The following is a 26,950-nucleotide window of genomic DNA, read 5'->3' as shown; positions in this document are numbered from 1 at the left end:
GCTATCTTTTGCCTTATACTAACTACTGATTAGAAAAATTCAAACAATAATTTGAAATAAGCGTTTGAATGTGGTTTATTTATCAACACAACTGGTCGGATTAGATGAAGTGATGCAGGAACATTCGTTTTTAGAAAATGTCGATGAGCAAATGGTATTAGGGGGATATTGGCCAGGAATTCAGCTGTATTATCCGCCAGTTAAGTATTCTCCAGCCGATGGAGTTTATGAAACCATGGAGCAAGCTTCGAACCGTATGCGAAAGCATGCCCATAACACTAAGGCTCATACCCTATTATTTGATTTAGAGGATGGCTGTCGGCAAAAGGAAATGAGCCGAGAATTATTAAGGAAAGAACTCCCGCTCTTCGAAGAACGACAGTTTCAAATAGCCCTACGTATCAACCCCTTCCGTACAGACGAGTACGACAAAGATTTATCCCTCATAAAAGAATGTGCCGAATTTATTGATGTTATCGTGCTTGCCAAAGCTGGCGAAGTGTATGGGGCGGCTGAGATTCGAGATTTATCAGCTTGGCTAGTCGGGGTTAACCCCAAGATTGAAATTCAACCTATTATTGAGCATCCGCGGTCTTTAAAAATATCGCCTGAACTGATGCAGTACTCGACGGTTCGTCATGTGGTATTCGGGATTCATGATTTCTCAAAAGCTATGGCGATTCATTTAACGCCCGAAGGCTGGATTGATGAACTGAAAACTTACTTGCGTATGTTGCTGTTTGAAGCGCGTATTGCCGGAAAAGGGGTGATCGGTGGTGTTGAAGTCTTGATTAACAAAACACCGATGCCTGAGTCATACATCGAGCCCAATGAAGTGCGACGTTGGTTGGACTTGCATGGTGAGCATGAGTCGCACGTGGTGCACCAGCACGCACTTGTCGAAGCGCAGATGGGCTTGACTGGTAAACAAGTCATTCATCCTTACCATATTCACTTGTGTAAAACCGCGTTCACGCCATCGCCACTGCAAATTCAACGAAATGTACAAATATTAGAGGCTGCCATAGCAGCTGATGCGTTACTCGGTGGCGCAATTAAGTTTGAAGGTGAAATGCTTGATCCCCCGATGTTTGGTAAAGCCTTACAAAGTTTATTGCGTGCTTATGCACTGTGTTCGTTGGAAGAAAAGGATAAAGCATTTGCTTTAGAAGTGATTAAGCGACTGCCGGTTCACGTTATCCGCGAAAACTGGCCATACGGAATGATTTAATGATGAAGTACTCGTTTGATTCTATTTTAAGCCAAGGCAAAGAGGGCGAATGGCGCTGGAACTTGCCTGAGTATTTTAATATTTGCGAGGCTTGTGTTGATCAGCACTCTGGTACAGAAAAAGGTGAGCAGGATGCTTTAATAATTGAAGATCAAGCTAATGGAACAGCTAATAGCGTTTCCTATAATTCTTTAACAAAGCTGACCTCGCAGTTTGCCAATCTGCTCGAGCATTATGGAGTTGTACTTCAAGATCGAGTGTTAATTCGTTTGCCGAACTCCATCGACTATCCTGTGGCCTTTTTTGGTTGTATAAAATACGGTGCTATTGCAGTTCCAACCTCGACCTTGTTAGCAGCTAGTGAAGTGGCCTATTTAGCAAAAGACTCGACGGCAAAGGTACTAGTAACAGATCAAGCCATGTGGCGTGAGCTGGAGTCTGAGTTGGCTGATACTGATATTGAACTGGTGTTACTTTGTGGGCATGACGATAGCGATAGCCCTTCAATATCAACAGATAACAAGGTTACAGTGATTGATTTAACTAGTGACTTAGATCGCTTTAGTGATGATTTTGAGTGTCACAAAACAAGCGTTAATGATCCTGCTTATCTTGTTTATACGTCCGGTACCACTGGCTTTCCCAAAGGTGTGTTGCACGCACAAAGAGCTTTGCTTGGAAGATTACCTGCGAGTCGTTATTGGTTTGATTTAGACGATAAGCAGACAGAGCGAATTATGCATTCAGGTAAGTTTAACTGGACCTATGTACTCGGCTCTGCATTGATGGACCCCCTTTTTCATGGCCACACGGTTATAGCTTATGAAGGGCAGAATGATGCCACCACTTGGCCTGAGTTGATTAAACAGCATCAGTGCACCATCTTTATTGGCGTGCCGACTATATACCGCCAGATTGCACAAAAAACGGATTACACCGGTGAAGATTTACCATCCTTAAAGCACTGCATGAGCGCCGGCGAGCACCTTTCCGACGAAATGCAGTCGCTTTGGGAACAACGCTTTGGCCGGCCGGTTTACGAAGCTATCGGTATGTCGGAAGTGTCTTATTACATTTCGCAAAACAAAAACGCCGAAGTGGTTCCTGGAGCGGCAGGTTTTGTCCAGCCAGGACATCTTGTGCAACTTCTCGATGCCGAATCGAAGCCTGTAGAAACAGGTGAAGAAGGCATGATTTGTATTCGCGAAGATGACCCCGGTCTTTTTTTAGAATATTGGAACTTGCCTGAAGAAACCGCAAAAGCAAGACACGATGGTTGGTTTTATACCGGCGATTATGCGCGCCAAGATGACAAGGGTTACATTTGGTTTCTAGGTCGTAAAGATGACATCATTAACACTTTTGGATTTCGTGTGTCGCCACATGAAGTAGAGCGTGTTTTTAAAGCACATCCAGGGATTGCCGACTGTGTTGCAATTGGCGAAGAAGTGGGTACCGATAAAATACTAGTTTCAATTTGTGTTATTCCAGAAGAGCAAGCGGAGCTTACTGAGCAACAGCTTATCGATTTTGGTTTACAGCATTTAGCGAAATACAAAGCCCCTAAGAAAGTCCACTTTATGCAAGAGTACCCCAGAACCAAGAATGGAAAAGTTCTACGCAAACAATTGATTCAAGAAATTAAAAGCAAAGGTTTAAGCTAATGGAAACGATGAAAAAATTTCGCCCACGTCGAACAATGCTATATGTCCCAACTCATGTAGAGCGGTATATGGAGAAAGCGCGAACACTTGATGCCGATAGTATCATTTTTGATTTTCAAGAGTCAGTTCCACCTGATCATAAAGAAACTGGACGTCAACTTTTGCGACAGGAACTACTGAAGTCTACGGATTATCAGCACTCAGAGTTAGTAGTCCGGATTAATCCGTTGGACAGTGAGTGGGCTGATGATGACTTAAAAGCCATAGCAGACTTAGACATTGACGCTGTTTTATTGCCTCACATTGAGTCGAAGGATGAGTTGCTTAACGCGATAGAAACTATTGATAAAAGCCTTCACAAGAAAGTCGATATTATGGTTAACATTGCCAGTCCCCTTGGTGTTTTACATGCAGAAGAGATTTGTGGAGCAAGTGAGCGTTTAGTGGCAGTGATTATGGGCACGACGAATCTCGCTAATGGCTTGAAAATCAATCAAACGCCAGACAGAATCGGGCTCTTGACCAGCTTGTCGATCGTGATCTTAGCTGCTAGGGCTTTTAAAAAATGTATTATCGATGGCCCTCATTTTGATCTTAAAAGCGTTGAAGCTTGTGAGTTTTCCTGTCGTCAGGCACGAGATCTGGGATACGACGGTAAAGCTGTAGTGCACCCGATACAGTTGGACTATACCAACGATGCCTTCACTCCTAAACAAGCCGATATCGCTAAAGCACGGGCGATTATTGACGCTATAGAAAAAGCCAATCAAGAAGGGCGTAGTGTTGCCGTTATTGATGATAGACTGATTGAGCCATCGTTGCGTGAGTGGGCCGAAAGGGTGATATGCTTATATAACAGGGTGACCGAACTTGGGCAAGGCGAGCTGTTAGGCGCTGTGCGCTAGGATAAGTCTGAGAGCCGAGTTAGAGGATTAAGTAGGGATTAGGGTATTTATGAATAAAGCTTCCACTGGTTTTTATTTTGAAGACTTTACATTAGGACAAGTACTTGAGCACGCGATACCGAGGACTATTACTGAGGCTGATACCAGTCTTTACTTAGCGCTTACTGGTAGCCGTTTTAGTTTGTATTGCAACCAAGAGTTTGCTCAACAACTGGGTTATTCTAAGCAGCCGGTCGATAACTTCCTACTGTTTCAAATTGCATTTGGCAAAACCGTCAACGATATTTCACTTAATGCCGTAGCAAATCTAGGCTATGCTGAGGTTGAGTTTATTGAGCCAGTTTTCGTAGGCGATACGATTAGCGTGGTGTCTGAAGTTATTGGCCTAAAAGAAAACTCAAACGGCAAAACAGGGATTGTTTATGTCCATTCTAAAGCGGTAAACCAAGAAGGTTACCAAGTCTTGAGCTGGAAGCGTTGGGTCATGGTCAATAAGCGCCTTGAAGGAATGCAAAATACATTTGCCGTAGAACCCCAGTTAAACTCCATGGTTCCAATAGGAAGTATTTCAATTCCTGAGCAACTTTCTATCACTTCGTATGATTCGCGTATCAGTGGTGAAAACTACCGGCTTAATGATTACAAAGAAGGCGAGTGGATAGATCACATTGATGGGCTAACCATAGATAATACTGAGCATACGATGGCGACCAAGCTGTATCAGAATAATGCCAAGGTTCATTTTAATCATCATCATATGGCTTTAGGGAAACATCAACAGCGACTCGTTTATGGTGGACATATCATCTCTTTATGCCGCACTATTTCGCACAATGGTCTCGCGAATGCCCAGTGGCTAGCCGCTATTAATGGCGGGGTTCATTTAAACCCAAGTTTCGCTGGCGATACGATCTACGCGGCTACGCAAGTTTTACAGTGCCAAGAGTTAGGATCTGGTGTTGGTGCGTTGCGTTTACGGACTTTAGGTTACAAAAATAGTTCATGGCATGAATTAAAACCGCATTATGAGAAAGCGCATGAAGAAAAAAGTCGCTTGCCGTCGAGCTTTGTACTTGATCTTGATTACACCGTTTTAATCCCCGTCTAAGTGTTATTTAACACTTATTGCTAGTTCAGAGTCCGGATAATAACTACCCAGCCTATTTGCTTTGTGGTAGTTTCTCATTTCTTTTAGCGGATACCTCGAGGTTCCAGTGCCCTTAGCAATTATTGGTGGTGTTGATGTTGGCTTAGGTGAGTTCTTTGCTTTAGCGAGTGCCTTAACATGGGCCACCGCAGTCATATTGTTTAAATTCGCTGGTGACTCACTTAGCGCAACCTCGCTAAATCTATTTAAAAACCTTCTTGGCGCTTGTTTCCTTATTCCGACCTCTATATTGGTCGAAGGAGTGACTTTACCTAATTTATCTGTCTGGGAATGGACGATTCTTTTAACTAGTGGCTTTATAGGCATCGCTGTTGCTGATACTTGGTATTTTTTAGCCTTAAAAAAAGTAGGGGCAGGTAACACCGCGATTGTCGCTAGTCTTTACAGTCCTTTTGTGGTGATTTTGTCGGTGATCTTCCTTGGCGAGTCACTAAATGTTGTCCAGATTTGTGCATTCTTATTGGTATTACTAGGGATCTTCTTGGTAACTTATCAGAAGAATCGCAAGCAAGTTGATGCCAAAACCTTTGCTCAAGGGCTGTTCTTTGCCGTCGGCGCAGTATTACTGAACGCTATTGGCATTGTGATGGTTAAGAGAATAATTGAAGGTGATGGCTTCTTTTGGCTGATTACGTTACGGCTGATAGGCGGTATTGTAGGGACGCTTCTCGTTCTAGCGATAACTCAGAAGCTAACTAAAGTGTATATGGAAATAAAACAACCAAGAAGATGGAAGCTAATTATCACAGCCAGCGTGCTAGCAACTTATATTTCGATGATGTTCTGGTTAGCAGGTTACAAGTACACGGACGCAAGCACAGCCTCTGTTCTTAATGAAACTGCTAATGTCTTTATCGTGATATTTGCTTGGCTCTTATTAAAAGAAGAATTGCCTAGGAGAAAGCTCCTAGGCATTGTACTGGCGTTTGTGGGCGTGGTGCTTTTTATTAGTTACTGACAACAAATAATTGCTGGCTAAAGAACTTCACCAACACGAACAATTTTCATGGCATTTGTACCGCCAAGCGCACCCATCGAGTTACCTTTAGTGATAATAACTAAATCGCCGTCTTTTACGTGCCCATAGTGCACCAACTCTTCAATAGCCAAACGATTAACGTCGTGGCGAGCTAGAACTGTCGGGTCAAAATTAACCGCTTCGACACCACGGTATAAGGAAACTCTGCGCAAGGTCTTAATATTTCGGCTTAAAGCGAAAATTGGAATGCCTGAGCGGATTCTTGATAACCATAGGGCAGTAGAGCCAGACTCTGTTAACGCAATAATAGCCTTAACACCTTCAAGGTGGTTGGCACTATACATGGTGGCCATCGCAATGGTTTCATCAATACGCTTAAACTGGGTATCGATTCGGTGATTTGAGATTTGTGCCAGCGACTGGTTTTCAGCACCTTTGCAAACATTCGCCATTGCATCGACCGTACGCTCCGGGTTATCGCCGGTCGCGGTTTCGGCGCTCAACATAACCGCATCTGTACCATCTAGGATAGCGTTGGCAACGTCAAACACTTCCGCACGAGTAGGGATTGGGTTATGAATCATGCTTTCCATCATCTGGGTTGCAGTAATAACAACTCTATTTAGTGCTCGGGAACGCTCGATAATCCGCTTTTGTACACCAATTAACTGTGCATCACCAATTTCCACGCCAAGATCGCCACGCGCAACCATCACTGCATCAGACGCCAAGATGATTTCATCAAGAATTTGAGGGTCATTAACTGTTTCAGCACGCTCAATTTTAGCCACTAGGTCGCAGTTACCACCAGCTTCTTTGAGTAATTCTCTAGCATACTCCATATCACTGGCGCTTCGTGGGAAGGAAACCGCTAGGTAATCAACGTTCATGCTGACTGCAGTTTTGATGTCTCTTTTGTCTTTCTCAGTTAACGCTGGCGCAGAAAGGCCGCCACCTAGCAAGTTGATGCCTTTGTTATTGCTTAATACGCCACCGACAACCACTTTACAGATAATTTTCGAAAGGGTAGTTTTAGTGACTTCTAACTGAATACGACCATCGTCGAGCATGAGGTGATTACCCACGCTGACGTCCTGTGGTAATGCTTTGTAATCAATCCCCACTGTTTCTTCAGTTCCGGCGTTCACATCAAGCTCTGCGTCGAGAACAAACTCTTGGCCAGCAGTTATGGTAACTTTGTCGTTTTTGAATTTTGAAATACGGATTTTAGGGCCTTGAAGGTCACCCAGAATGCCAATGTAGCGGTCCATATCTTTAGCGATTTTTAAAATTTTCTCCGCTCTTTGGATATGGTCTTTCTCTTCACCGTGTGAAAAGTTTAAACGGAAGACATTTGCTCCAGCTTTGATCAGCGAACGAATGGCTTCTTCTGTGTCTGTTGCAGGACCTAAAGTCGCAACAATTTTGGTTCTTTTTAACATAAATACTTCTTTTTTAGGGCTTACAAATAGTTTAATCCTATCCTAATTTAATACAACTAGAATTCAATGAAACTCTTATGAAAACTCATCTTTCACCCACAAAAAAGGGGCCGAAGCCCCTAATTGTTCAATCATTGCCACATTAGTTATTTTCGTAAGCCTGTTGGGTCAAACTTTTGCTATCACGGTTTAAGAACCAGTCTTTAATCGATCCCATCAGAACGTATAAACACGGGACCCATATTAAGGTGATGACTGTTGCAAAAACGATACCAAAAGCTAATGATACAGCCATTGGGATAACCAGCTGAGCCTGTAAACTTGTTTCCATGGTAATCGGTAATAAGCCAAAGAATGTTGTTAAGGAAGTCAAGACAATAGCACGAAAACGCTGTGTGCCGGCATTAATGGCGGCATCCATACGACTCATGCCTTCTTCTCGGGCACGACCAATGAAATCTACCATTAATAAGCTGTCATTAACAACAACCCCAGAGAGAGCAATAATACCGAAGAATGAGAACATGCTTAGGTTAATATCCATCAATAAATGGCCAACCATGGCGCCAATAATACCAAATGGTATCGCAGACATAACGACTACTGGCTTGATGTAAGATTTTAGTGGAATGGCCATTAATCCAAAAATCATTAACAGTGCTATGGCAGCCCCAAGTAACAGCTCATTCACAAGAATTTGCTGATTTTCACTTGGCCCACCAGGGACAAATTTTACGCTAGGGTGTTCCTGTAAAATATCAGGAATAACGTTCATCATCATATCGTCGTTGATTTCGCCAGGAGAAGTGGTCGATTCTTGACTAACATCTGCACTAATGCTGTTAGCTCTAACACCATCTACTCGAGAAATACGAGAGTAACCTTCTTGTAGCTTATAAGTCGCTACGTCAGAGAAAGTCACGTATTCACCGTCAGGCGTTCTAATCGGCATCTGCTCTAAGTTGCCGATAGAGCGTCGATCCTCAAGAGGGTAGCGAACAAAGACTTTGACTTCTTCTGTATCGCGTAAAAATCGCTGTGCTTCTGAGCCGTAGAACGCGTTACGTACCTGTGTTGATAAACCTTGAGTAGTTAATCCGAGATTTCGACCGTGTGGCTTTAATTCCACGACGATTTCTTCTTTACCGCCAGATAAGCCGTCGCTAATGTCATAAACGCCATCATACTGGGCTAGCGCAGTTTTGATTTTCTCAGAGACAACTTGAAGCTCGTCGATATTACTACCAATCAAGCGGAAACCAACACCGCCACCGCCCGGGCCGCCGCCACCGCCACCAAAGCTCAACTCTTGCACTGATGGTAATTGACCAACTCGATCCCGCCACATATCGATAAATTTAAACTGGTTAATTGGTATTTTTTCACTTGGGACTAATTCGGTCCACATATAGGCCGCAGTGTTGTTATTCGACCATGAAACCGCGTGTTGCTTTACGCCAATACCGTATTCAGCTTTAATTTCTTCATGAATTTCGTTCAACTTTTGCTCAACAATAGTAATACTTTTGATGGTTTGCTCTGGGGTAGAGCCTTCTGCCATTTTGACTTCAACAAAAACACCATCACCGGGAGTATTAGGGAATATTGAGGTTTTTACCCAACCGCCGCCGATAAATCCAACAGTAGTAATAAATAGTAAGCAGACAAAACTGAGAATGGTTAAACCTCTATAGCGCAATAGGGTCTCTAGTCCTGGTTTGTATTTATTCTGAATAAAGCTCTTAAGAACACTGCTGACCTTAAGACGAATGCTGCGGAAGAACATCTTAATTTTTCTCAAGGTGGGGTTTTTCGTGTCCTCGACTTTACGAAGTTTCATGTGCGCTAAGTGTGCCGGCAAAATAAGCTTGGACTCCACTAGCGAGAACAGTAAACAGAAAATAACCACTAGGCCGATTGAAGCCATGGCGTTCGACCAAGGGCCACTAATCGCTAGGGTTGGGTAGAAGGCTGCAATGGTAGTGAGTACACCGAAGGTAGCAGGCAGAGCAACTTTCTTGGCACCTTCTACAACACTATTAATACTGTGTCCTTTTTCTTCAATCGATGACCAAGCACTCTCGGCGATGATGATCGCATCATCGACCACAATCCCGAGCACCAGAATAAAACCAAAGAGGGTGATCATGTTAATGGTCATGGAGAAGGCGGGGTACATGTACATCAAGGCAAAAGCACCAAGGAAGCACAGTGGAATACCAATCATTACCCAGAATGCCAGCTTGAATCTTAAGAACAACGCCAGAATAATGAAAACTAAAATGACACCCGCAATCATGTTTTTCTGCATCATTTCTAAACGACCTTTGAGGTAATAAGTTCCATCACCCCATGCGTCGATAGAGATACCCGCAGGTAAATCATTTATTTTGGTATCGAGATAGTCATACACTTCATTTGCAATAAGTAAATCGTCAGACTCAAGTGAGGAGCGAATGCGCATATTGACAGAGTCTTTTCCATCAAAGCGTGAAATAAACTCATACTCAGCAAAACCGTCATCAATCGCGGCTATATCACCCAACAATAATGTGGTGCCATCGGGGCGAGTTATTAGAGGAATTTGAGCAAAATCTAAACCGGTGTATGCTTGGTTTTTTGTTCTTACTAAAATATCTCCACCGCGAGTTTTAATCGTACCGCTGGGTAGGTCTAGCGAGTGACTGCGGACGGCTTGCGATACCTGCTGGAGCGTTAAGCCATATTTGCGCAACTGATAATCGCTAACCATGATACCCACTTCATAAGGACGTGTACCGTTAACCTGAACGGCAGAAATATGAGGGCGGGCTAACAGTTCGGTCTTAATTTCATTAGCGTAATCTTTGAGGATTCTTTCATTAGCATCGCCAAAGACACTGATCCACATAACTTGTCGTTGTTGTCTATTTTCATAGATAACAGGTCTCTCTGCTAAGTCGGGTAAGTTAGGGATCGCATCAATTCTAATTTTTAGTTCATCAAGGAGAGCTGCGACGTCGTAATTCTGCTCAACTTCGACAGTGATTCGAGCGTTACCTTCGGAAGCGCTCGAAGTAATTTTCTTTATGCCTTCGACTTCTTTAATATTCTCTTCAATAAGAATAATAATGCCTTCTTCCACTTCCTGTGGTGCAGCGCCAGGGTAGGGCACTTGAATACTGACTGAGTTTACGACAATGTCCGGAAATACCTGTTGACGAAGTTGGGCTATCCCGATGACTCCAGCAACAAAAATAGCAATCATTAAGAGATTTGCAGCGACTGAGTTTCTTGCGAACCAAGAAATGATACCAGTCTGAGTGTATTCTGAATTTGGCATCATAGTCTCCTTATTGACTCACTGCAGCATCGGCTTTTTTATTACCTTTCTCGCTACTCTCTAAATCTTTTGCGTCAGCAAGCTCTTTAGCCTTTTTGTCCTCTGTGGCTTTTTTCCTTTCTTCTTGCAGGGTTGAGAACTTTTTAACTTTCATACCATTCACTGGGTTTTGAACTGGTGTAATGATAATTTCCTGGCCGTCTTCTAAGCCTTCACTAACGAATATTGTATTGCTCTCTGTGCGTGCCAATTTAATGTCAACTAATTGAATTTTGTTTTCATCGACTAGCGAAAGCACTTGCTTGTTATAATAAAGCGCTTGGCGTGGTAACTTGATCAAATTCTCACGTTCTTGACCGGCAATTTCGGCTTTAACGAAGGTACCGAAGCGCAAGGCTGTTTCATGGTCAGCGCTGGGTTTTAAGCCGTATGGATCGTTAATTTGCGCAACAAGGTAAGTCAAGCGGTTGGATTCCTCAACTACGCCTTCGGTACGAACAAGTTTGCCAAACCACTCCTTCTCTTCGCCGGCGAAAATACCACTCAAGCGAACTTCGGGATAAGTGTTCGGCTGATTTTGTACTGGTAAGTTGAGGTAGGCTAATTGTTGATCCGGAATGGGTAGGCGAACTTCAGCAGCTTCTGTGCCGTAAAGTGTTGCCACTTGGCTACCAATATTTACATATTGTCCCAAGCCAACATTTTTTGTCTTAATCAATGCGTCGAAATTTGCTTTAACCTTTGTACGTTCTAGGTCTTGCCTTGCTCTAAACAAAGCTGCCTCGGCAGACTGTACGCCAGCTTTCGCTTGGTTTAACTGCGGGATTTTTAAGACCAAGTCTGTGGGTTCACCGCGACCAATTTTTTCCCAATCTTTGCGAGCTTGATCGGTGCGTGCTTTTGCGTCTTGATAGGAAGCTTTGGCTTGGGCGAGATTTGCTTCAGCGCTTCGTACACTAGCTATGTAGTTTGCTGCATCAATTTCAAAAAGAACGTCGCCTTTTTTGACAAAAGACCCCACTTTAAATTTATCAGAAACCTTGGTGATTCTACCGCTAACTTCAGCCACAAGGTTGGTGTCAATCACTGGCTTTACAGGGCCTTGGCTATCGACGATAAATTGTATAGGTTCTTTTTTAACGATTTGAGTTTCTACTACGGTTGCTTGAACCACTGGTTTTTTCTTTGGTGGTTCAGGTTTTAAGGATAGCATTACCGCAATTAAAACCACTGTTCCAATGAATATTGATATTCCGATTACAATTCGCTTTGTCATAAACCCCGCCAAGTATTTCTAATTCTGGATAATTCCAATTTTTTCATTATACGGAGTGCAAAGCGTTATAACTAATGTTTTGTGGTGACAAAAAGTTAAGAAATGTTTCAAGTGACACATAATGGACTCTTTTGTTGAGCATAGAAAAAGGCGCTAAAAAGCGCCTTCAAATCAGTCAGTTAGAATACGTTAGTGAGAATCTTACTGCTCTGTTAACCATTGGTGGAGCCAATTATTAACAACATTGTGCCATTGAATACTGTTGTTTGGCTTTAAAACCCAGTGATTCTCGTCTTCGAACACAAGCAACTGGCTAGGAATGCCTTGGCGTTGTAGGGCTGTAAAAGTTCCGAGCGACTGTGTTTCAGGAACACGGAAATCTTTAGTTCCCTGAACTACAAGCATCGGGGTTTTCCAGTTCTTCACATAGTGTACAGGGTTAAACTTCTCAAATTTTTCAGGCACATCAAAATAAGTGCCGCCGTTTTCCCACTCAACGAACCACAACTCTTCTGTAGCGTAATACATCATGCGGTTATCGAACACACCATCATGGTTAACTAGGCACTTAAATTGATCTGGCCATTGACCAGCAATCCAGTTAATCATGTAACCACCATAAGAAGCACCTAGCGCACAGCTATTGTCGGTATCGATGTAGTCGTAAGTCTTGTCGATGTATGCCATGCCTTTTTGTAAGTCTTCTAAAGGCTTGCCACCCCAGTCACCGCTGATAGAGTCGGTAAATTCTTGACCATAGCCAGTCGAACCATGGAAATCGATCATGACAGCGACAAAACCTTGAGCGGTATAAGTCTGTGGGTTCCAGCGATAGTGGAAGTGATCGCCAAAGCTACCCTGTGGGCCGCCATGAATTAAGAACGCTAGCGGGTACTTTTTCTTGGGGTCGAAATCTGCAGGCTTGACCACATAGCCGTAAACCGTTTCATCGTTCCAGCCGTCGAATTTAAACTGCTCGTATTCGCCAAGCTTAAAGTTTTTTGTGTGCTCTTTATTGACGTGAGTAATTTGCTGAGACTGTTTAGAGTCTAAATCTAAACGGTATAAATCAGCTGGGTTCTGTAGGTCGTCATACTGATAAATAAGCTGATCTTTCCCAACACTGATACCACCAACGTAACCTTTGTCGGTTAGTAGGGTAGGTGTTTTAGAGTCGATATCAAACGCCCATAAAGATTTCTTACCAAGATTATTGCCCGTGACATACATCGTTTTACCATCATGGCCAAAGTGATAAGAAGCAACAGAACGATCCCAGTCTTTGGTTAGGTTGGTTACTTTGCCGGACTCTAGGTCTTTAAGATGGATCTGTAAGCGGTCGGCTTCGAACCCAGGGCGATCCATAGCAAGCCAAGCGAGCTTAGTGCCATCAGGACTAAACACTGGCTGCGTGTCCCAAGCAGGGTTATCCGCTGTGATATTGTCCGCTTCGCCACCTTTAATTGACACTTGGTATAAATCGAAGTTGGTCGAGCGAGACTCTTTCTCATCAGCGATACGTAATGTAAAGACAACATTCTCACCATCAGGGCTAATTGTATATTCTTCAGCGCCACCAAAAGGGCGAGAAGGAACGTTACCATTCAAGCTATGCGATACAGGGCGAACATTGTCTGCGCCTGTTTTAGATAGCTCAGCACTGAATAACTGGCTCTGAGTACCGTCTAACCATGTATCCCAGTGACGCGCGAAAGTTTTATGGTAAAGCTTTCCCGTGGCTTTAGCGTTTTTCTGTTTTTCGAAGTTTTCCTTGCTGCATTCAAAGCTATCGCACTCAGGGAAAACCGTCGCACTGAATACTAAATGCTCTCCATCATTAGATATCTTATAAGTATCGACGCTAACAGGGAAATCTGTAATTTGTGATAATTTCTTACTCTTTATATTGTAGTTATAAAGCTGGTTTGAACCGTTACGGCTAGAAAGAAAATAGATTGAGCTACCGTCGTTAGACCAAGTTGGCGAGGTATCCGCAGCTTTGTGTGTAGTAATCTGAGTGGTGGTTTTACCGTCGCTCGAAACCGTGTAAATATCATAAAGACCCTTATCAGCCTCTAAGTCGGTGCTTCGCAGGTGATAAGCCACCATCGAGCCGTCTGGCGACAAAGTTGCGCCACTAACACGCTTTAAAGTGACCAAGTCTTCAGCAGTAAAGGTTTGGTTATCTGTTGCTATCGCTTGGGTTGAAGCGGCAACACCCAAAAGGAAGGCCAAGTATTTCATATAAAATAAAACCCCATTTGTTCAGATTAAGTGCCAGCACTATACAAAGCTTTCAGAAACAAGTCGATAAAATCTCATAAAATGCAGTTGACAGGATCGACCTCCGTGCTAAAATGCGCGCCAGTTTGGGGCTATAGCTCAGCTGGGAGAGCGCTACACTGGCAGTGTAGAGGTCAGCGGTTCGATCCCGCTTAGCTCCACCACTTTTCGTTACTGCATTGTTGGATACTCAGTCGTTTATTAGAATAAACTTCCTTCGTATCCGCCGCGCATTAACAAAAAGAACATTGATTTAAAAGTTTTGTGTCCCGTTCGTCTAGAGGCCTAGGACACCGCCCTTTCACGGCGGTAACAGGGGTTCGACTCCCCTACGGGATACCACATAAATAAAGCTCGACCATTTGGTCGGGCTTTTTTTATATCTGTATATTATGTATGGGGATGGAGAAGCCCTGTAAGGGTTCGAAAAATTTGTCGGGAACAAATTTAAACAGCGGAGCAGGGCGAAGCTGGCCCGAAGGGCGGAGAGCAGGAAGCGCGAAGTACTCCCCTACGGCAGTTTTCGGCCTCCCCGAAGCAAAATTCTGCCTCCCCTACGGCTATGCCCCGAAGCATAACTTTCCTACGGCAACTTTCGGCCTCCCTGAAGGAGCAAAACTCTGCGCCCCGAAGTAGTTTATTCTTATTTCTAACCCCCCACACAAGCTTTTGACTCCACCCTAAGCTTCGAGTAATCTCTAAATAAATTTAATCAATCAAAAAAATACTGGGATAAGGCTGTAGTAAATTGGCCATGAAGGCTCTCGTTTATCGACTTGTTTTTCGAATACATGAGCGATACTACACTTCAAGACCTCCTTTGCTATGACATTAATCACTTTTTTGGAATGAAAAAATTAATTCCTTGTTGATTAGTGGCACTCAGCCCTGTTCGGGTGTTTTATGTTATTCGGTTCTGGATTAAGGAGTGACTATGAAGTTTGAAGATGCACAAAAAGATATGAATTGCTCATACTTTGGAGGGGCAACAGGTGTTTTAGTTTCTGGTTTGATTTGGAGTATTGCAGGTTCAATCGCACTGTTGTATTCAAACCAAGCGAGTATGCTGGCTCTTTTTTTGGGAGGTATGTTTATACATCCTCTGGCCATTTTATTTTCAAAAACTCTCAACCGTTCAGGAAATCATGAGCCTAATAATCCTCTTGGGAAGCTGGCTTTAGAAAGTACCATTATTTTATTTGTTGGTTTGTTTTTAGCTTTTTTTGTAGCAAAACTTCAAGTTGAATGGTTCTACCCAATAATGCTAATGATAATTGGCGTACGCTATTTAATTTTTAACACTCTATATGGCATTAAAACTTATTGGATTTTAGGTGTTTCTCTTATGTTATCTGGCATACTATGCATTCTATTAAACGCAAACTTTGTAATTGGTGCATTTATTGGTGGCGTAACCGAAATTATATTTGCGCTGGTAATTTTTAGTCAATCGAGAGATTTGGTTATAAAAGCAGCATAACAATGCCACGAAAACTGAATTGTTGACAGTTTCTTTGGTTCCATTTCGTTTCACATTTTGTCAATCGCTAGCGTAGGCTGCGTCATGATGCAGGGCCTGCCCCAAGAGGCACCATACGTTTACTATGATGCGGGCGTTAACCTTCATTAGGAATTAAGTACATGTCTTAGATATTGGCTATATGCAAGTTCAGATAAAAGTCTATCGGAATGAAAGGCTATATGATGAATTTGCTTTTAATACCCATGATGAAAAATATAAAACAGAAACTGAGCTCGTTAGGGCAGAATTTGAGGCCATTGATGATCCTGCTGGGAAAGTAGATAAAGTTGTTTCTCTTCTAGTAAATGTTAATGAGGACAATTATACAATTGCTATGCTGATTCCAGTCCACCAGTCGTCTGAGTGGGAAGTCAGCAGAATTTCAGAGAATTATACATTAGCTGTATATTGTATTTTGGGTAGTGGAAACTAATGCCAAACTACGTTTGCTAAATTCCAAACATTTATTCCTCCTAACTCCCCACCGGCAACTCAATCGTAACTTTTAGACCTTTCGGCTGTACGTTTTCTGCATGAATAGTGCCACCATGGCGACATATGGCTTTGCTGGCGATGGCGAGGCCAAGTCCTGCGCCGTTGGATTCTTTCATAGCTTGTTTACCGCGGAAGAAGGGTACGAACAACTGTTCTAGCTCGTTATCATCAACGCCAGGGCCTTGATCTTGAACGACTATTTCGATGGAGCCTGTTTGCTCAGAAGCTTTTACGTTAATTGTTCCACCGTTGGGACTGTATTTAATGGCGTTACGTAAAACGTTATCGAAAGCGAAGCTGAGCAAAATTTCATCGCCAATGATATTTAACCCATCATCAATATCGCATTCTATGCTGATGTTTTTCTCGCTGGCTTCCAGCTGACCGGAGTGAAGCGTTTGGTCGAGCAGGGTGGTTAGGTCAACATCTTCTTGCTCAATCGAAACTTCGTGATTTTCTAGCTTGGCTAAGCGCAAAACGTTGCCGATAATATCGTCCAGCTTATGAAGCTCACGCTCGGCACGCGCCAATTGGCGTTGGTTATTCTCTGGCTCTTTTAGCGCCATGGCTAATGATAATTCTAAACGGGTCAGGGGAGTGCGTAATTCATGCGACACATCGGCAAGCAGACGTTTATACAAGCTGACAAGCGCAGAAAGCTTATCTGCCATGTGGTTAAAGTCGCTGGCGAGGTAGCCGATTTCGTCTTGTCGGTTTTCGAACCCTGATACGCGGTGCTGTAGGTTTCCACCAGCAAGCGTTTGGCTGCTGTGTCTTAGTTTTGTTACGGGCTTACTAATGTTACGAGCAATTAGCCAACAAGGTACTAACGTAATTAAGGCGAGCAGTATGAGCTTTAACCAAATCGGCATTTTCCAAAGCTGGAGCCAAAAATGCTCTGAATGGCGATGCTTGGTCAATAAAATCAACTGATAGGTTTTATCGCCACGGGTAAACAGCTCTGGCCCGGTCAGAGTGATATGTTCGTTTCTAACTTGTAGTGGCTTTGACTTTAAAGCTAGGTTTGAAATGATCCCTTTGTTTATTTTAGGGTGAATTTTTGGAGGATAAACCATCTTCCCAGTGTCAGCGTCTTTAAGAATTATCTGGGTGTGCTGAAATTTCCTCTCGAGCTTTCGAGCCATGACTTTGATGTTATAACGTGGCGATTCTTTAAGCATTGAAGACACTTTATACAAAGACTTTTGTTGGTACTTATCGACAGGGCGAACCTTATCCCAGTTTGCGAGCTGCTGGTTAATTAGAAGCACCACGCCAGTAATTAATACAACGGTTCCCCAGAAGCCTAAAAAGATTCTGCCAAACAAAGAGTTAAAAGGGTTGATGGATTTTAGAATTTTCAATGTATTAGGATTCCGGTGTTTCTTTAGTCACGAGTCGATATCCAGAACCGCGGATGGTTTTAATCTCTAAGTCAGACTCTGGTTTAAGTTTTTTTCTAAGGTTACTGATATGAACGTCAATACTGCGATCATATTGAACAATTCTGCGGCCAAGGATTTCTTTGCTTAATTCATCCTTAGAGACAAGGTTGCCAAAATTTTCCAGCAAAAAGCTTAAAAATTGGTACTCAGTTCCCGTAAGCTCCACACTATCACCATCGATATGTACGGCGTGGGTATTGTGGTTCATCACTAGGTTGCCAGCCTTTTGAATATTACTTTTCTTTTCTTCTTGCGCATATTCGAAGCGACGAAGTATCGCCTTTACTCGCGCTAACAATTCGCGGTGATTAAAAGGCTTGGGCAGGTAATCATCAGCGCCCAGCTCCAACCCTAAGATTTTATCGTAGTCCTCGCCCCGAGCGGTTAACATCAAGACCGGCACTTTGCTAAATCGACGTAACTGCTTCAAAGTCTCCAAACCATCAATTCCTGGCATCATAATATCCAGTAGAATCAAGTCATAAGGCTTTTGTTTACAGTAGCTTAGGCCAGTTTCACCGTCGAACGCCTGCTCGCAGTGAATCTGTTCACTGGTCAAATATTCCAGCAAAAGGCCGGACAGCTCTTTATCATCGTCAATTATTAGGACTTGTTTGCTCATAGGAGTTGAATAAGGTTGCTCTATAAAATACTCAAAATTGCGGTTTTTCAGCTATATTGCTAGCTATTAATGTAGGGATGACCCTTCGAATAGTTAAGTTATAGCCTCGTTAACGCTTTGAATAAACTACTTTTACCTAAACTTTACACTGGCTTAGCGTTACTTAGCAAAGCTCAGTCTAGACTGTTTACTGTTCAAATTAAAAACAAACCGACTGAGAGGAAATACTATGAACCGTTTAAAAACACCTTTGATGTATTTATCAATTGTAGCTCTATTTGCAGGTGCTTTCGCCATAGCGCCAGCAGAAGCCGGCCCAAACCATAAGCATCATAAAGCTCATGCTAAAAAGCACCATGCCCACGGCGAAATGCACATCCTTAAAAAGCTAGACCTAAGCGACGAACAAAAAGCCGAAGTCAAAGCTATTATGAAAAACGCCAAAGAGCAAAAAGCAGCTTTAAAAGAACCATTAAAAGCTTATAAACAGGCACTTCGAGATCTGGTCAACAGCCCAGACTACAGTGAACAAGCCGTTCGTAGCCTACACGCACAGTACCAAAACGTCTTTGCTGACAAAGTGGTGATCAAAGCAAACGCGGCTAACCAAGTGAACGCCGTATTAACAGCAGAGCAACAAGCTAAAAAAGCCGAAATTAAAGAAAAGATGAAGCAGCGTTGGGCTGAAAAGAAAAAACGCATCGCAGAGCGTAAATCAGAAGGCAAATAATCTTAATATAAGAGACAAGGTTGAGAAAAGTTGGAAAAGTAGGGTGGTGAACCCCCTAAACAACCAAAGCTAATAAACCGTTAGGAACTTTCAGAAAAGAGAATTCCTAGCGGTTTTACTAAAATCCCAGATGAAAATTTAAGCAATGTGTTTGAATTTAGAGCAAAAATAAAAAAATACGCTTTTTTATGAAAAAAAGTGCAATTATCTTTTGACAAAGCCCCCAGATAACATTATTATTTCGCCCGCATTTGAGGGATATGTAACAAACACTCTCAAACAGCAAAACCAGTGTCCCGTTCGTCTAGAGGCCTAGGACACCGCCCTTTCACGGCGGTAACAGGGGTTCGACTCCCCTACGGGATACCATATAAAAAAAAAGCCTGACCATGTGTCAGGCTTTTTTTTATCTATTATTTTTGTATGGGGATGGAGAACCCCTGCAAGGGTTCGATAAATTTGTCGGGAACAAATTTAAACAGCGGAGCAAGGCGACGCTGGCCCGAAGGGCGAAGCACAGGATGTGCTGAGTACTCCCCGAAGAAAAAAATTCTGCCCCCCCCCAAAAAAAAAGCGCTGGGCGCAAGGTTAAAGCTTGACCGAGATTGCTCCCAGCAATCTCTGGAATTCCCCACATCCCTGTGGAACAGAAGTGCTGAGTACTCCCCTATGGTCTAGGCCAAGAGATCTCCTTTAAAAAAGACACTGGATCCCGCGGTTAAACCGCGGGATGACGGACACCTACGAAGTTTTGACTCCACTCTAAGCTTCGAGTAATCTCTAATAAACGCAAATAAAACAAATAAGAATACAGGAATAGGGCTGTAGGGAAATTGCTATTTAGTACATGTCTTATTGGAACTCCGATAGATACTGCACTTTCACGCTGTTTTTACTAGGACATTAGCCGCTTTTTTGAAATTACAAAAATCATTCCTTATAAATTAGCGGGTTACAGTCCAGTTCGGGTATTCTTAAGTTAAACACATCAAGGGAGTTAGTTTGAAAAAGTTGATATCGGCGTGCTCAATCTTGTTGTTTACCTTATCAGTATTCGCGGATGACTCAATTTTATTAGGCATTTCCAGATCGTTAGAATCGAAGATCATGGATGAGAATAGACCTTATATGGTTTACTTACCCCCGACCTACGAAACAGGCGAAAATACCTACCCTGTCATTTATCTTCTTGACGGCGATATTCACAGATTTAAGGGGTTTGTCGGTGTACTTGAGTCCTTGAGTACAGGAACGCTGGAAAGTCAGGTTCAAGAAGCTATCGTAATTGCCATTCCGAATACAAATAGGTCCCGTGACTTAACTCCGTCATCGCTTAGAGAATGGAAGTTTAAAGGCCGTGTTTTGGAAACATTTAAACAAACAGGAAACGCTAAACAGTTCGCTAAATTTCTAAAAAAGGAGTTGATACCCGCAGTTGACACTAAATACAGGACGTCCCAAAGGCGAGTGTTGGTTGGTGAGTCGTTTGGCGGTTTGTTCGCAGCATACACTCTAATAGAGTCACCATCTGTATTTACCGATTACTTAATCATAGATCCAACATCTCTATGGGATAATGACTACTTAAATCTATCATTGAACGCCGGCAATAGAGACAAAAAGTTCAATTCTCGAGTTTACTTTGCTTTTGCAAACAATTCTCACTTGGGAGATATAGGATTAACTAATTATAAATGGGGTTCTACTTTTGCTTCATCTGTAATTGACAATAATGATGCTATTTCGCAGCAACAATACTTTGAAAATGAAACTCATGGCACCGTAGCTTTTTTAGCTTGGTATAATGGTCTTAAAACCCTTATACCAACTACCGAGTAGCGTAGCCTCGAAGAAGTGAAACGCCTTCGATGTTACGTTTACTTTTTTATAATTGTGAAAGTATCCCATAAAAATTAGTGTGTTACACTCGAATTCTGTATTCTTACATTATGTATAAACTATGAAAAATGGACTTGTCTTTTTAAAGCAAAATTGGGTGGTTGGGGTTTTTATCCTAATCATTATCAATTGGGCTTTCAGTATTGCGATGGAGCCTTTGGGGTTGATTTTATTAATTGCATCAGTTTTTCTTGTGCTCATTTGTAGTTTCGTTTCAAAGAAAATATTTGCGCTTAACCGACGAGGCCCAATCCCTTGGTATGGTTCGCCTTTATTGTGGTTAAGCGTAGTTTTAGCGTTAGCTTGGTTGTATTGGTATGACTCAAGCATATAACAAACACTTCAAGGCTGGAATTAATGGAATTAATGGTGTCAGAGCACATTAATGCTCTACTTGCTTAGGTGTTAATCTCCACTATGAAAAATATACGCAAAATAATTTTATTACTCATGTCACTTACTTTTCTTTCTATTCTTATGCTTTGGGTGGTAAACAGTGGGGTATTAGGTTGTTTAGCCTATTATGAGCAGTGTTCTGCGAATAGAGTTGAGGGGTTAAGTCAAGAAGAGTGCTCGAAGAGAGATGATTCCGTAGCTTTTTTACTTGAAGAACAGGTATGTCTTGTAAAGCCGGTGGAACGTTAGAGTTCAAATTCATCTAAATACTCTTCGTTTCTCTCCCCAATTAGCCCTTTCTGAATATATATTGTATCATCCAATCATAAGCTATAACTGAGAATCATTTACAATGATAAATTCTATTATCAACCGTGTTTCGTGTGGTCGCTTGGAAGCGCCAGCTCCGTCGAAAGAGCATTTGGAGTTAATGTTTAAGGCGGCTCTTAGGGCGCCGAGCCATAAGGCATTAAAGCCTTGGGAATATATTGTTTTTGAGGGAGAGGAAGCATTAGATCGCTTCGGTAGCTATATGCTTCAGGCTGCTTTGAAAGATGATCCTGATATGGACGTGGAGAAGCAGGAGAAGCTTAAGAAGAAGCCTCACAGAGCGCCAATGGTGGTTGTGGCGGTGGCGAAAGCTAAGAATCATCCGAAGGTGCCACACGTGGAAGAAATCTTGTCAGCGGGCGCTGGCGTGCAAAACCTTATTCTAGGTGCTTTCGATTTAGGCTATGGCGCTTATTGGCGCACGGGAAGCTTGGCGTTTAATGATTATATGAAAGAGCCACTAGGTTTAGACTTCGAAGATACCATTGTTGGCTTTATTTACCTTGGCACGCCAACGACAGAGCTTAAAGCGAAGCCTATTCCTGAGGTTGAGGGCTTTGTGAGGTGGGGGTAGTTCGCAAGTTTGCTCTATTTGTTTTGTTGTCAATTAAAACAGCATAGAGAAAGAGGACCATAATTGGGGGGATAATACCTATAATTAAGTATATAGGTATCATGGGTGACCAGACTAGGCAGCCAGCAAATAAGGTTATGTGCCAAGGGAGTTGTATATCTCTTGGTGCAGCCTTACTGTCAACTGCTTTGATAGACATGTAAAAGTAGGAAGTTAAAGCCGAAAATGTGGTTAACATAAAAACTACTGACCAAACAGAACTCCAGCCTTGAGACCTATTTAGTATAGAGTCAAAAAAATCTGGTAAAGCCATTCCCCATGAGGCACCGTAGACCATCACTAATAAGAATGCTAGTGAGATGAAAATTAATCGCACACCATTCATTTTAAAAGCCTACCGCTTAGCTTGCATAACTCCATTAACCAACATCCTTTGTATCTGCCCGACGATTTCTTGAATCACTTCTTTATCAAAGCTTTTTATCCGCGGGGTATGAATATGCCCCGTGGGTACTTTTGTGCCTAATTTATTGCCTAGTAAAACAGTGCGGTAAGAAATTTCATTCGATAGGTAACCGCCACCGCCGCCTTCGACTGCGATAGCGCCTTCTAGCTCTTGTAAACTATTGGGTTTAAAGGTTTTCTCTAGTGTGGTCACTTGGCGACGGTCATTTATCTTATACTTACCCTTGGTTTGCATCATGGCTTCGTAGGGGAGGGTGTATTCGACAAACTCAGGGCCTTGGAGTGGCTTATTTCCTAGTTTTGGTATGACTGGGTTTGTATGAGAGCCACCGGAGTGCATGTTGTTGTTTCCTGGGGCTGAGGCTGAGCGTCTGCGTCCTGGAAAGTGCTCTAGGTCGAAGTGTTCGCGTCCCATGCTTATGGTGGCTAGCATGTCGATAGAGTTATTTTTAAGGAATGGCTCTGTAACTTTTTCGACGATGCCTTCATCGAAGTCTTGGTATTTTACGGGAAACATGGCGGCTTGAATTTCTATGGTTTTACCGTCTTTTTCTATAATTTTATTATCAAGCCATAAAGCAGCTACACCAGATGGGTTGCTTTGCTTAATGTTGCGATCAAGCAAAAACGGATCGAAGCCGGTAATGAGGATTTTAATGTCGGAGCTTGCTTTAAAGTTAATGTCGGAATAACCTCGCGAGGCTTGATCGATTATCGCTACCAGTTGGTTTATTTGGTCGCGACTGAAAGCTTGACCACTTTTGCCTAAGTGTACCGCTTTAGACATTTTAAGGCGTGCCCAATAAAGCGGGCGATCGTCAAATGTCGATTGGGTTTGCTGTAAGTCTTTAGTGGCTACTTTCCATAAGGCTTGTGAGTGCTTTTGTGTGATATTTTTAGCTGCTTCGAAACTGTTTGCATTGCGGAAATCGGTTATGAAATTATTCACGGTACTGTCGTAGCGATTAATGATTTCGGGGAATACGTCATCAGCTTTATACAGTCTGATTTCCTCTACTGTGATGTCGATTGAGGCGATTGAGACGTGGCTAGTGAATAGTATGGTAATTGCTACAAACAGTGGTCGCATTGCTAATTCCTACTAAAATTTAAAGATAGCTTTTGGGGTTAAAAGCCTTTCCAGAGTTTAGATTCTTTTTCTTCGTAATCTGGATTATCGCGCTTTGCGTTAATTTCTTCGTACTTCTTACGCTCAGCTTGACGAGCAGGGGAGTCAGGGTTAATGGTTTCATCCATCTCTTCAAGGAAATTAGTGATCTCGCTTTTATATCCAGACTTAGTCACTTTCTGTTTTTTATTGTCGTTATCTTTACTGTCTTTACTCATGCCATGATCCTCACAGTGTATTGCTGAGTTGACTATATCAGCATATAAAAAAGGCTGCAAAAGTAACTGCGTTTCAGTTTTACTTTAAGATTGGTGTATTTCTATATAGTTTTTGATGATAATTATCTTATGTTCATTTTTTTATACGAGTAAAAAAACGAACCAAAAAAACTCGCCCCGAAAGTTAAGCCCTTAGGGCTACCCTAAAGTGCCAATATTGCTTATCGAGCCGTCAAACGAAACGTCCTGTTTCGTATTGACTAAATTAGGCTATCCTTGCCTAATTTGCTCGGCAATATTAACTCTTTAGGCTAACTTTCAAAGGGGAATTGGAAGTATCTGGTTAGATTAGAAGAGGATTAAACTATTTCAGGGGGACATAAAGTGGTGGTAGAAGGAAGAAGCCTCCTTCTACAACCATTAAAGAGAAAAGAATCTAGAACTTCACGTTGTTCGGTACGCGTGGGAACGGTATGACGTCGCGGATGTTCGATACGCCTGTGACGTATGATACACAGCGGTCGAAGCCTAGGCCGAAACCTGCGTGTGGCACTGTGCCGTAACGACGTAAGTCGCGGTACCACCAGTAATGTTCAGCCGGTAAGCCCATCTCGGCGATACGTTTATCGAGTACGTCTAGGCGCTCTTCACGTTGTGCTCCGCCGATGATTTCACCAATGCCAGGCGCTAATACGTCCATCGCGGCGACAGTTTTTTCATCGTCGTTTAGGCGCATGTAGAAGGCTTTGATGTCTTTCGGGTAGTTCATCACTACTGTCGGACGACCAACGTGCTCTTCGGCGATATAACGCTCATGCTCAGACTGTAAGTCGATTCCCCACTCAACAGGGTATTCAAACTTTTTGTCAGACTTTTTCAGAATCTCGATAACGTCTGTGTAGTCCATACGCTCGAATTTGTTGTCGATGACATTGCGTAGACGGTTGATACATTCGCTATCGACGCGTTGTTGGAAAAATTCCATGTCATCTTGACGCTCGTTTAATACCGCTTCGAAAACGTAGCGCATCATGTCTTCAGCTAAGTCTGCGTTGTCATTTAAGTCGGCAAACGCGATTTCTGGCTCAACCATCCAGAACTCCGCTAAGTGGCGGCTGGTGTGCGAGTTTTCCGCACGGAAGGTTGGACCAAAGGTATAAACCTTAGACATGGCCATGGCGTAAGCTTCGACGTTTAGCTGACCAGAAACCGTTAAGAAAGACTCAGAGCCAAAGAAATCTTTGCTGTAATCAATGTTACCTTTGTCATCTTTCGGCAGGTTCATCATGTCTAGCGTGCTTACGCGGAACATCTCGCCAGCACCTTCAGCGTCAGAGGCTGTGATGATTGGCGTATGGATCCAGTTAAAGCCATGCTCATGGAAATAGCGGTGAATAGCCTGTGCGATAGAGTTACGAACACGGGTTACGGCGCCAGTAATGTTGGTACGAGGGCGTAAGTGTGCGTTGTCGCGTAAAAACTCCATGCTGTGGCGCTTTGGCTGCATTGGGTATGTGTCCGGATCATCAACCCAACCCATAACTTCTACCGAAGTGGCTTGGATTTCATAGTCCTGGCCTTTACCTTGAGATTCGACCAAAGTCCCTGTGACCTTTACAGCGCAACCGGCGGTAAGCTTAACCACTTCAGAATTGTAATTATCTAGATTATTGTCGGCTACGGCTTGGATCGGATTAAAACAGCTGCCATCGTGTACATTGAGGAATGACAATCCAGCTTTCGAGTCACGGCGATTGCGAACCCACCCTTGGACGGTGACTTCTTCACCAATGCCTGGTTTACCCGCTAGGGCATCGACAATAGTTACTAACATAGTGTTAAGCTCCGTTTCGGCTTATTAAAATATGATGTTTATGTGTAATTCGTAAAATTACTTACAAAAAGATGAGGTATTGTATTAGAACTTTAATTTACCTTCCATTTTTAGTCGAAAATTGACGGCTTTTTTTTCATTATCACTAAAACTATGCCAATTTAGGACTTCATCGAAAGTTCGGCCGCAACCGCGACAGACTTCGTCACCCAACACAGTGCTACAGGTACCGATACAAGGGGACGCGGTTGGGCTACGTTTACCTTTGCTTGAAATTGACACGCTTACTTTCTCCTGAAACTTGAAGGGTTTTATACCTCGCTTATGTTACCGCGTGTAACACTGCATGGCTAGTGGTAAAAGTTGAGAATTACCACAATATATTGTTATATGATAAAGGCATAAGCCCTAACAAAAATACTCTTGTCAAGCTCTTGGCTGTAAGCTATTGTGCCCAGTATATCCATTTATACGTCTAAACCGTTATGTTTGAGCTCGACCCTAATCAAGTTGCGGAATATCGCAAGAATAAACCTGAATATTATCGTCAGTTGGCACTCCAGTTAGGCGCACTGCTTGGCGAAGATCGCAATGCAGTGACTAATATGGCGCAAACCTCTGCTTTTATCTTCCAGATGATCCCAGATCTGAACTGGGCGGGTTTTTACGTGACGAATCCAGAGAAGGCTGAGTATCTAATTTTAGGCCCTTATCAGGGCAAAGTGGCTTGCGTGCACATTCCTTTCGGGCGTGGAGTTTGCGGAACTGCCGCAGAAACTCAGCAAACACAGCTGGTTGAAGATGTTAATGCTTTTGAAGGACACATCGCTTGTGATGCTGCTTCGTTGAGCGAGGTGGTGGTGCCACTGCTGGTTAACGACGAAGTAAAAGGGGTGTTGGATATTGATAGTCCTATGAGTAATCGTTTCGACGAAGAAGATGCACAAGGCTTCGAATCCTTGGCACGTGTATTTATTGAAAAGAGTGATTTGTAATTACAGCTAGTCACATTCGAGACAAA

At 42.8% G+C, this 26,950-nt stretch carries 21 protein-coding genes and 3 tRNA genes; 14 read left to right on the top strand and 10 right to left on the bottom strand.

The features are described 5' to 3' along the window. Nucleotides 1–112 precede the first annotated feature (112 nt). The 5 genes from ABD128_RS10835 to ABD128_RS10815 all read left to right on the top strand — a co-directional run bounded on the left by ABD128_RS10835 (nucleotide 113) and on the right by ABD128_RS10815 (nucleotide 5,926). Nucleotides 113–1,231 (top strand): HpcH/HpaI aldolase/citrate lyase family protein, encoded by a 1,119-nt coding sequence (locus tag ABD128_RS10835; RefSeq protein ID WP_343990503.1) that lies wholly within the window; start codon nucleotides 113–115, stop codon nucleotides 1,229–1,231. Between the two features lie 2 nt (nucleotides 1,232–1,233). Continuing rightward, nucleotides 1,234–2,895, top strand: a complete 1,662-nt coding sequence (locus ABD128_RS10830; RefSeq protein WP_343990500.1) for an acetate--CoA ligase — start codon at nucleotides 1,234–1,236, stop codon at nucleotides 2,893–2,895. Between the two features lie 8 nt (nucleotides 2,896–2,903). Next, complete coding sequence (locus ABD128_RS10825) at nucleotides 2,904–3,800, top strand: HpcH/HpaI aldolase/citrate lyase family protein (RefSeq protein WP_343990155.1); 897 nt, start codon at nucleotides 2,904–2,906, stop codon at nucleotides 3,798–3,800. A gap of 49 nt (nucleotides 3,801–3,849) precedes the next feature. After that, nucleotides 3,850–4,908, top strand: a complete 1,059-nt coding sequence (locus ABD128_RS10820; RefSeq protein WP_343990152.1) for a MaoC family dehydratase — start codon at nucleotides 3,850–3,852, stop codon at nucleotides 4,906–4,908. Nucleotides 4,909–5,014: 106 nt separating this feature from the next. Then, nucleotides 5,015–5,926 (top strand): DMT family transporter, encoded by a 912-nt coding sequence (locus ABD128_RS10815; RefSeq protein ID WP_343990149.1) that lies wholly within the window; start codon nucleotides 5,015–5,017, stop codon nucleotides 5,924–5,926. Nucleotides 5,927–5,943: 17 nt separating this feature from the next. Here ABD128_RS10815 and pyk read toward each other — a convergent pair whose 3' ends face one another. From pyk to ABD128_RS10795, 4 genes are all read right to left on the bottom strand, one after another. Beyond that, entirely contained in the window at nucleotides 5,944–7,389 is a 1,446-nt protein-coding gene (gene pyk, locus ABD128_RS10810) for a pyruvate kinase (protein ID WP_343990146.1), read from the bottom strand. Nucleotides 7,390–7,531: 142 nt separating this feature from the next. Then, nucleotides 7,532–10,714 carry an efflux RND transporter permease subunit gene (locus ABD128_RS10805; protein ID WP_343990143.1) on the bottom strand — a complete coding sequence of 1,061 codons (3,183 nt, stop codon included), beginning with the start codon at nucleotides 10,712–10,714 and terminating at the stop codon, nucleotides 7,532–7,534. Nucleotides 10,715–10,721: 7 nt separating this feature from the next. Continuing rightward, a complete protein-coding gene (locus ABD128_RS10800) occupies nucleotides 10,722–11,987 on the bottom strand; it encodes an efflux RND transporter periplasmic adaptor subunit (protein WP_343990140.1) in 1,266 nt (421 codons plus the stop codon). Between the two features lie 201 nt (nucleotides 11,988–12,188). After that, complete coding sequence (locus ABD128_RS10795; protein ID WP_343990137.1) at nucleotides 12,189–14,231, bottom strand: S9 family peptidase; 2,043 nt, start codon at nucleotides 14,229–14,231, stop codon at nucleotides 12,189–12,191. Nucleotides 14,232–14,358: 127 nt separating this feature from the next. On the opposite strand from ABD128_RS10795, the gene ABD128_RS10790 reads away from it, so the two are divergent. From ABD128_RS10790 to ABD128_RS10775, 4 genes are all read left to right on the top strand, one after another. After that, nucleotides 14,359–14,434: transfer RNA gene (locus ABD128_RS10790), tRNA-Ala, on the top strand. Between the two features lie 102 nt (nucleotides 14,435–14,536). Further along, a tRNA-Glu gene (locus ABD128_RS10785) sits at nucleotides 14,537–14,612 on the top strand. Nucleotides 14,613–15,204: 592 nt separating this feature from the next. Further along, nucleotides 15,205–15,750 carry a DUF7010 family protein gene (locus ABD128_RS10780; protein ID WP_343990134.1) on the top strand — a complete coding sequence of 182 codons (546 nt, stop codon included), beginning with the start codon at nucleotides 15,205–15,207 and terminating at the stop codon, nucleotides 15,748–15,750. A gap of 181 nt (nucleotides 15,751–15,931) precedes the next feature. Next, a complete protein-coding gene (locus ABD128_RS10775; RefSeq protein WP_343990131.1) occupies nucleotides 15,932–16,225 on the top strand; it encodes a hypothetical protein in 294 nt (97 codons plus the stop codon). 40 nt (nucleotides 16,226–16,265) lie between these two features. Here the strand turns inward: ABD128_RS10775 and ABD128_RS10770 are convergent, their stop codons facing one another. Both ABD128_RS10770 and ABD128_RS10765 read right to left on the bottom strand, forming a co-directional pair. Then, on the bottom strand, nucleotides 16,266–17,651 hold the full coding sequence (locus ABD128_RS10770) for a sensor histidine kinase (RefSeq protein ID WP_343990128.1): 1,386 nt from the start codon (nucleotides 17,649–17,651) through the stop codon (nucleotides 16,266–16,268). A 4-nt stretch (nucleotides 17,652–17,655) separates the two neighbouring features. Further along, a complete protein-coding gene (locus ABD128_RS10765) occupies nucleotides 17,656–18,354 on the bottom strand; it encodes a response regulator (RefSeq protein ID WP_343990125.1) in 699 nt (232 codons plus the stop codon). Between the two features lie 229 nt (nucleotides 18,355–18,583). Here ABD128_RS10765 and ABD128_RS10760 point away from each other — a divergent pair, with 229 nt between their 5' ends. The 4 genes from ABD128_RS10760 (at nucleotide 18,584) to ABD128_RS10745 (ending at nucleotide 22,283) form a co-directional block, all read left to right on the top strand. Next, entirely contained in the window at nucleotides 18,584–19,084 is a 501-nt protein-coding gene (locus tag ABD128_RS10760; protein WP_343990122.1) for a Spy/CpxP family protein refolding chaperone, read from the top strand. Nucleotides 19,085–19,377: 293 nt separating this feature from the next. Next, nucleotides 19,378–19,453, top strand: a tRNA-Glu gene (locus ABD128_RS10755). Nucleotides 19,454–20,191: 738 nt separating this feature from the next. Continuing rightward, a complete protein-coding gene (locus tag ABD128_RS10750; protein ID WP_343990120.1) occupies nucleotides 20,192–20,923 on the top strand; it encodes an alpha/beta hydrolase in 732 nt (243 codons plus the stop codon). A gap of 808 nt (nucleotides 20,924–21,731) precedes the next feature. Continuing rightward, a complete protein-coding gene (locus ABD128_RS10745) occupies nucleotides 21,732–22,283 on the top strand; it encodes a nitroreductase family protein (protein WP_343990117.1) in 552 nt (183 codons plus the stop codon). Between the two features lie 394 nt (nucleotides 22,284–22,677). On the opposite strand, the gene ABD128_RS10740 is transcribed toward ABD128_RS10745, so the two are convergent. The 4 genes from ABD128_RS10740 to ABD128_RS10725 form a co-directional block, all read right to left on the bottom strand. Then, on the bottom strand, nucleotides 22,678–23,838 hold the full coding sequence (locus ABD128_RS10740; RefSeq protein WP_343990115.1) for a hypothetical protein: 1,161 nt from the start codon (nucleotides 23,836–23,838) through the stop codon (nucleotides 22,678–22,680). A gap of 38 nt (nucleotides 23,839–23,876) precedes the next feature. Then, nucleotides 23,877–24,095, bottom strand: coding sequence for a CBU_0585 family protein (locus ABD128_RS10735; protein ID WP_343990112.1), 219 nt, complete (start codon nucleotides 24,093–24,095; stop codon nucleotides 23,877–23,879). A 436-nt stretch (nucleotides 24,096–24,531) separates the two neighbouring features. Then, a complete protein-coding gene (asnS, locus tag ABD128_RS10730) occupies nucleotides 24,532–25,929 on the bottom strand; it encodes an asparagine--tRNA ligase (protein ID WP_343990109.1) in 1,398 nt (465 codons plus the stop codon). Nucleotides 25,930–26,013: 84 nt separating this feature from the next. Beyond that, nucleotides 26,014–26,211: a DUF1289 domain-containing protein gene (locus tag ABD128_RS10725; RefSeq protein ID WP_110201501.1), complete on the bottom strand. Its 198-nt coding sequence runs from the start codon at nucleotides 26,209–26,211 to the stop codon at nucleotides 26,014–26,016. A gap of 203 nt (nucleotides 26,212–26,414) precedes the next feature. On the opposite strand from ABD128_RS10725, the gene ABD128_RS10720 reads away from it, so the two are divergent. Continuing rightward, nucleotides 26,415–26,924: a GAF domain-containing protein gene (locus ABD128_RS10720; protein WP_343990104.1), complete on the top strand. Its 510-nt coding sequence runs from the start codon at nucleotides 26,415–26,417 to the stop codon at nucleotides 26,922–26,924. Nucleotides 26,925–26,950: the final 26 nt, after the last annotated feature.

This window comes from Kangiella japonica, from assembly GCF_039523535.1.
In the GTDB taxonomy this organism is placed as follows: Bacteria; Pseudomonadota; Gammaproteobacteria; order Enterobacterales; family Kangiellaceae; genus Kangiella; species Kangiella japonica.
Note: the sequence above shows the minus strand (reverse complement) of the source record. Positions and strands in the feature narration are given on the sequence as shown.